We start from the raw sequence: 6,426 nt of genomic DNA, 5'->3' as shown, positions 1-6,426 counted from the left end.
CCGCGTCGCCCTGCGGACCCTGGGCACCTGCGTCGCCTTGGGCGCCGGTGGCGCCTTGGAAGCCTTGGGCGCCTTGGACGCCTGCGTCGCCCTGTGGACCCTGGGCGCCGGTGGCACCTTGAGCACCCGCGTCGCCCTGCGGACCTTGAGCGCCGGTGGCACCTTGAGCACCCGCGTCGCCCTGCGGACCCTGGGCACCTGCGTCGCCTTGGGCGCCGGTGGCGCCTTGGAAGCCTTGGGCGCCTTGGACGCCTGCGTCGCCCTGTGGGCCTTGAGCGCCGGTGGCACCTTGGGCGCCGGCGTCGCCTTGAGCGCCTTGGGCGCCGGTGGCGCCTTGGAAACCTTGGGCACCTTGAGCGCCTGCATCGCCCTGAGCGCCCTGGGCGCCCGTGTCGCCCTGTGAGCCTTGGGCACCGGTGGCACCTTGAGCGCCCGTGTCGCCCTGAGCACCTTGCGCACCCGTGTTGCCTTGCGCGCCTTGAGCGCCCTGATTGCCCGCCTCGCCTTGGAATCCTTGGGCGCCTGCGTCGCCCTGGGCGCCCTGGGCACCGTTAGCGCCTGCGTCGCCCTGTGCTCCTTGAGCACCCTGGGGGCCCTGGGTGCCATGCTTGTCGTGCGGGTAGTCCCCCTTGTCCTTGTCGTGACCACCCCAGGGGCTCTGCCAGCCCTGCGGGCCGTAGTCCGTCTGGCCGTCGGGGTACTGGTCCCACGAATCGCCGGGTCCGTCGGCGTCTCGCCGGACGGTTGACCAGGATGACGGCCACCCGCCGTGCTGGCCCAGCGGACCGGGCGTACCGATGTGTACGTCCTGTGCGGAGGGCTTCGTCTCCAGCGGTTGCGCTGCGGTTGCGGGCCCACCCGTCATCCCGACTACCAGTAGAGCGGAACTCAGCCCTGAAGCGGCCCGGCCATGGTTCAGCTTTCGCCGCAGCCGTCGGTTGTTGCTCATGACCCCTCCAGAACCACCCCGGATCACCCAGGGCTACCTACTAGTCACCCAAAGTGGTTGTTGGGCGAGTCGTAGCGTATTCGACCGGTTGATCGGTCGAGAGGGGTTTTGGCCGCAGTTGCGTATATTTAGGAGAAAGAAGAATTTCTTTATGAGGGGGCGTAAGCCCTGGTCCGCGCTGTGAAGCCGCCGTGCGGCCGCCCATCCAAAGGAATCGTCACGTTCGACGGTGGATGACGAGGCCTGGGGTCAGCCGCGCGCTTCCTTCCCCGGCGATGTCTCCGAGAGTGCGGCAGCCACCCGGGACGCCTCGCGTCGGCCCTGGTCGCGAGCCGCGGCCACGAGCGCGGGTACGACGGATCGGTCCATCACGCTGGTTCCCTGCGCTCGCTTGGAGGCCGCGTCCCGGAGCAGCAGCTCGACCCGGCGACCCGTTCCCAGCGCTGCTCGCTGCTTGTCGATGCGCGCCCACGGTCCGATCGCGGCAGTGCTCGGCGCGAGGGCGATGACCGGGCCATTTCCGGGGGCGAGATCAAGGTTGAGGGTCGAGCGCATGCCGCCATCCATGTAGCGGCGGCCGTCGATGGTGACCGGGGCGGCGGAGATCGGCATGGCGCAGCTCGCGGCGACGGCGTCCACCAGCGGGACGCCGTCGTGCCGGGTGATGGTGCGACTGGCACCCGTCCCGGTGTCGACGACCACGATGCGCAGGTCGACATCGTTCTGCCAGGCGTGGTTGGGCAGTCGTGCCTCGGCTATCCGGCGCTGCCGGGACGGGTCGTCGATGCGTACGGAGAGGGCGAGTCGACCGAGGCGGCGAGCGGCCTGCTCGGGGGTGCGGGCGAACAGTTGTGCCCGGGCGAGCCGAAGCAGATCCAGAAGGCCCAGTGCGGGTGAGGTCTCGTGGGCGACGCCGCCGCGCTGGCGCTCGAAGAGTTCCGACAGTGGGGTGCCGCTGGCGAGCTGGGCTCCCACGACGGCACCGGAGCTGGTGCCGATGAGGACCGCCTCCGGGGTCACGGTCACTCCCTCGTCCGCAAGCCCGGCCAGGATGCCGACCTCCCAGGCGATGCCAGCCACTCCGCCGCCACCGAGCACCCAGACGGGCCGCGCGTCGTCCGTCATCAGTCGCCTCATTCGGGGTCGAATACTGCTAACGCTGTACGCAGTTAAGGCTAACAGCGGTGGCGGAGGATTGACAACGGGTGATCAGGGCTCGCGGCGCCCGACGATGATCCCGCCGAGCCGGCTCTCCGCCGAGGTGACGGTGGTCTGCGAGTCGACTGTGAACCCGTTCTGACGCAGCCAGGTTGCCATCTGGGCTGGCTGCCGACGATGGACGCGCACGTTCATCGGATGGCCGCCGTAGCCCTCCGTCTTGAGGGTCGTCTCGTCGCCCACGTGGAAGCCGAGCAGCAGGGGGCCACCGGGACGCACCACCCGCCGGAAGTGCGCGAACACCGCGCCGATCTGGTCGTCCGGGATGTGGATGAGGGAGTACCAGGCGACCAGGCCGGCGACCGAGCCGTCCGCCAGATCGAGGTCGGTCATCGAGCCGACCTCGAACCTCAGCTCAGGGTGATCACGGCGGGCCACGTCGATCATCCCGGGCGAGAGGTCGATCCCGAAGGCATCGACGCCGAGCGTGTGCAGGTGGGCGGTGATGCGCCCCGTCCCGCAGCCGACGTCCGCGACCGGCCCGCCGCCGATACCCCGCAGGAGCTGGGCGAACGATGCCAGAGCGGCTCGTTCGTGCGGCGCCTCCGCCAGGAGGTCACGTACCAGGCGCGCGTAGCTGACCGCGACCGTGTCGTAGGAGGTGCGGGTCGCTGCCAACCAACCGTCATCGTCCACCCGGGCAACGCTAGAGCAGCGACCCGGCGACCGGCCGATGTGGAGAGAGCCGGCGGGAGTGTCGGTGCTGGTCGATATGGTCCGGCGGTGACCGTGACCACCGATGCCCCCGGGACGTTGCCCACCCCCGCCGACGAGGCCCGGCTGTGGGCACTCATCGAGGCGGCCTGGGCCGAGTTGGGCGCCGAGCCCTTGGCGCTGCGGCAGGCCCTCATCGAGCGCGACCCCGCCGATGACGGCGGCGACGACGACGGCCCGTCCTCTGCGATCGACGCCTGGCTTGACGCCTTCCTGGGCCACCTCGGGGAGTTGACCGCCGAGTTGACCGGGCAGGAGTTGACCGATCTCGACCGGGTGGTGGAGCGCAAGCTGCACGACATCGATCGGGAGGACATCCACGAGGTGACCGACGGCTCGGACGACGGCTTCCTCTACGCCCGAGGTTTCATCGTTGCCCTCGGTCGGGAGTACTACGAGGCGGTCCGCGCCGACCCCGCGATGGCGCTGCTGGACGCCGACTGCGAAGGCATGTGCTACCTCTTCGCACACCTGCACAACGACCGGTTCGGTTCGTGGCCGGAGACCGGCTCGGGGATCTCCCGGGAGTCGTTCGGCAACCCGGCCGGCTGGTCGGCCTGACCGGTAGGGGCCGCGCGGCGCGGATCGGAATCAGACGTAGATTTTCGTGGCGTACTCCGGGCCGTAGTGCCGTTCCAGGTCTTCGAGGCTCTCCGTCGGCGCCTCGACCTCCTTGATCAGGCGTGCCCGGGACGGCAGTACCTCGGGCTGCCAGGTCTCCGGCCGCCACAGCGCGGACCGCAGGAACGCCTTCGCGCAGTGGTAGAAGATCTGCTCGATCTCGACCACCACGGCGAGCACCGGCCGGTGCCCCTTGACCACCATGTCGTCGAACCAGGGCGCGTCGCTGACCAGGCGGGCCCGTCCGTTGATCCGTAGCGTGTCGGTCCGCCCGGGGATCAGGAAGAGCAGCCCGACGTGCGGGTTGTCGAGGATGTTGCGGTAGCCGTCGGCGCGCCTGTTGCCGGGCCGCTCGGGCAGCGCGATGGTCGTGTCGTCCAGCACCAGGGCGAACCCCGCCGGGTCGCCCTTGGGTGAGACGTCGCAGCTGCCGTCCGCGCCGGCCGTGGCCATCAGGCAGAACGGCGAGGCACCGAGCCACTCGCGGTCCCGCTCGTGCAGGCGGGTGCGTTCCTTGTCGGCGGCCCGCGCGTTCGGTACGCCGAGCAACTCGCGCAACTCCTCGTGCGAGGTGATCTCCACCGTCACGTTGATCCTCCCTCAGGCGTTGAGCCGGTGGCGGGCACCACCGTCGTCAGCCTAGGCCGCCGTGACCAGCGCGAGGTTTGTGCCTGGTTGCCGGGGGTACGGCCTCACCCGACGCGCTCGCCGCACGAGACCGTTCCGCAGGACGCCGACCAGTGGAGGCCGGAAGATGGAGAGCCGACTCAAGGTGCTGGGTCACCCAGTCCATCCGATGCTGGTCATGTTCCCGGTCGCGCTGCTGGCCACGGCGGTGCTGTTCGACGTGGTGGACACCGTGGGTGGTCCCGACTTCCTCGGCGAGGTCGCGTACTGGAACATCACCGTCGGCCTGATCGGTGGCCTGCTCGCCGCGGCGGCCGGCTCGTTCGACCTGCTGGCGATCCCGACCGGCACCCGCGCCAAGCGGGTGGGTCTGCTGCACGCGGGCGCCAACGTCGCGGTGATCCTGCTCTTCGCCGCCGTGTGGGCCGTGCGGCTCAACGCGGATTCCCGGGCCGCCGGCGGGGCGCTGGTCGCCATCGAGGTGGTCGCGCTGGCGATTCTCGGCATCAGCGCCTGGCTCGGTGGTGAGCTGGTCGACCGGCTCGGTGTGGGCGTCGACCGCGATGCCGGCCTGGACGCGCCCAGCTCACTACGGCCGCCGGCGGCCACCCAGCGGATCGGAGAGGTGTGATGAGCGAGCAGCAGTTTGGTGGCTTCGGCCGGGGCTGGCGCGGCGGCCGGCAGCAGGGCTGGGACCCGATGGGGGAGTTGCAGTCGCTGCGCGCCGAGCTGAGCCGCCTGGTCGGAGGTCGCGCCGGGGCGTCGGACGTCGAGTTGACCGAGACCTCGGACGGCTGGGAGGTCGTCGTCCGGCTGCCCGGGGTGGCGCCGGAGGAGGTGGCGGTCGAGCTGGACGACCGCGAGTTGTGCGTGCGGGCCCGCTCGGAGGCGGAGGTCAACGCCGACCAGGGCATCCCCGGCGGCTTCGAGACGCGCGGCTTCGAGTACCGCGTCAACCTGCCGTCGCGGGTCGACCCGGACGCCATCGACGCGGTGATGGACCACGGCCTGCTCCGGGTCCGCCTGCCTCGGGCGACCCGACCCACGCCGCGCACCATCACCGTGGGCCGCACCGGGCCGCGCTCCGGCGACCTCGCCGCGGGTACGCCGATGCCGGCCGATCCCGCCGCGGACCGGGAGCTGCACCGCCCGGACACCGCTGGCGAGATCGACCGGCCGTAGCGGCCGGGTGGTCACCCCGTCCGTGCTCGGCCCGACGGCCGAGCGCCTTTCCGACGTGCGGCGGATCGCCGTGCTGCGCGCCAACGCGCTCGGTGACTTCATCTTCGCTCTGCCGGCACTGGAGGCGTTGCGTAGCGCGTACCCCTCGGCGGAGATCGTGTTGCTCGGTGCGCCGTGGCACGCGAAGCTCTGGCGCGACCGGCCCGGCCCGGTGGACCGGGTGCTGGTGGTGCCGCCGGCACCCGGCATCCGTAAGCCTGAGGCGGGTGAGCCGGAGTCGTCGATGGACGACTTCGTGGCCGCTGCCGCCGGCGCGGAATTCGACCTGGCGGTGCAGATCCACGGTGGGGGTGACAACTCCAACCCGCTGATCAGTCGGCTCGGTGCCCGGCTGACTGTGGGTCTGCGCACCGAGGACGCGCCGCCGCTGGACCGGTGGCTCCGCTACGTCTACTACCAGCACGAGGTGATCCGCTACCTGGAGGTGGTGGCGCTGGCGGGAGCGCCGGCCACCACCATCACGCCGACGCTGACGGTGACCGACGCAGACCGGGCCGAGGCCGCCCGGGTGCTCGGCCCGGCCGACCGGCCCCGGGTGGCGCTGCATCCGGGAGCCACCGACACCCGCCGCCGCTGGTCCGCCGAACGCTTCGCCGAGGTGGCCCGAGCGCTGCACGAGGACGGCTACGAGGTGTTGGTCACCGGCACGCCCTCCGAGCAGGAGGTGGTGGACCGGGTCGTCGCCGCGGCGCGGGTGCCGGTGCGACCACAGGTGGGCACGCTCAGCCTGGGCGGGCTGGTGGGCTGCTACGCCGACTGCGCGTTGGTCGTCTCGAACGACACCGGCCCGCTGCACCTGGCCGCCGCGGTGGGCGCGCCCACGGTGGGGATCTTCTGGGTCGGCAACCTGATCAACGGGGCCAGCCCGCTGCGCGGCCGACACCGGCCGATCAGCTCCTGGACGGTGCACTGCCCGGTCTGCGGGGTGGACTGCACACCGGGCATCTATCCGCACCGGCCCGGCGACGGTGAGTGCCCGCACCGGGATTCCTTCGTCGACGACGTTCCGGTGATCGAGGTGCTGGAAGCCGCCCGGGAGTTGCTCACCCTGTAGG

General features: G+C 71.3%; 8 protein-coding genes. 5 read left to right on the top strand and 3 right to left on the bottom strand.

The window, feature by feature from the left end:
- Positions 1-403 (top strand): hypothetical protein (locus ACIBD9_RS03145; protein ID WP_396714055.1); only part of this gene is annotated, 403 nt, incomplete at its 5' end.
- 795 nt (positions 404-1,198) lie between these two features.
- On the opposite strand, the gene ACIBD9_RS03140 is transcribed toward ACIBD9_RS03145, so the two are convergent.
- Both ACIBD9_RS03140 and ACIBD9_RS03135 read right to left on the bottom strand, forming a co-directional pair.
- Entirely contained in the window at positions 1,199-2,074 is an 876-nt protein-coding gene (locus ACIBD9_RS03140; protein WP_396714053.1) for a patatin-like phospholipase family protein, read from the bottom strand.
- A gap of 84 nt (positions 2,075-2,158) precedes the next feature.
- Positions 2,159-2,803 carry a class I SAM-dependent DNA methyltransferase gene (locus tag ACIBD9_RS03135; protein ID WP_396714051.1) on the bottom strand — a complete coding sequence of 215 codons (645 nt, stop codon included), beginning with the start codon at positions 2,801-2,803 and terminating at the stop codon, positions 2,159-2,161.
- 87 nt (positions 2,804-2,890) lie between these two features.
- Here ACIBD9_RS03135 and ACIBD9_RS03130 point away from each other — a divergent pair, with 87 nt between their 5' ends.
- Entirely contained in the window at positions 2,891-3,442 is a 552-nt protein-coding gene (locus ACIBD9_RS03130) for a DUF4240 domain-containing protein (RefSeq protein WP_396714049.1), read from the top strand.
- 30 nt (positions 3,443-3,472) lie between these two features.
- Here the strand turns inward: ACIBD9_RS03130 and ACIBD9_RS03125 are convergent, their stop codons facing one another.
- Positions 3,473-4,090, bottom strand: a complete 618-nt coding sequence (locus ACIBD9_RS03125; protein WP_396714047.1) for a pyridoxamine 5'-phosphate oxidase family protein — start codon at positions 4,088-4,090, stop codon at positions 3,473-3,475.
- Between the two features lie 166 nt (positions 4,091-4,256).
- Between ACIBD9_RS03125 and ACIBD9_RS03120 the strand changes: the two genes are divergently transcribed.
- From ACIBD9_RS03120 to ACIBD9_RS03110, 3 genes are read left to right on the top strand one after another with little or no spacing between them, the layout of a single operon-like run.
- Complete coding sequence (locus ACIBD9_RS03120; protein WP_387170939.1) at positions 4,257-4,760, top strand: DUF2231 domain-containing protein; 504 nt, start codon at positions 4,257-4,259, stop codon at positions 4,758-4,760.
- A complete protein-coding gene (locus ACIBD9_RS03115) occupies positions 4,760-5,311 on the top strand; it encodes an Hsp20/alpha crystallin family protein (protein WP_396714045.1) in 552 nt (183 codons plus the stop codon). Before ACIBD9_RS03120 ends, ACIBD9_RS03115 begins: the two co-directional genes overlap by 1 nt.
- Positions 5,312-5,318: 7 nt before the next feature.
- Positions 5,319-6,425: a glycosyltransferase family 9 protein gene (locus ACIBD9_RS03110; RefSeq protein WP_396714043.1), complete on the top strand. Its 1,107-nt coding sequence runs from the start codon at positions 5,319-5,321 to the stop codon at positions 6,423-6,425.
- Position 6,426: the final 1 nt, after the last annotated feature.

It is taken from the genome of Micromonospora sp. NPDC050784 (genome assembly GCF_044456765.1).
GTDB lineage: Bacteria > Actinomycetota > Actinomycetes > Mycobacteriales > Micromonosporaceae > Micromonospora > Micromonospora foliorum.
Note: the sequence above shows the minus strand (reverse complement) of the source record. Positions and strands in the feature narration are given on the sequence as shown.

Bases quoted from the DNA above. Each gene is read 5' to 3' on its own strand.
- ACIBD9_RS03140 (WP_396714053.1), bottom strand. From the start codon at position 2,074: ATGACGGACGACGCGCGGCCCGTCTGGGTGCTCGGTGGCGGCGGAGTG.
- ACIBD9_RS03120 (WP_387170939.1), top strand. From the start codon at position 4,257: ATGGAGAGCCGACTCAAGGTGCTGGGTCACCCAGTCCATCCGATGCTG.
- ACIBD9_RS03115 (WP_396714045.1), top strand. From the start codon at position 4,760: ATGAGCGAGCAGCAGTTTGGTGGCTTCGGCCGGGGCTGGCGCGGCGGC.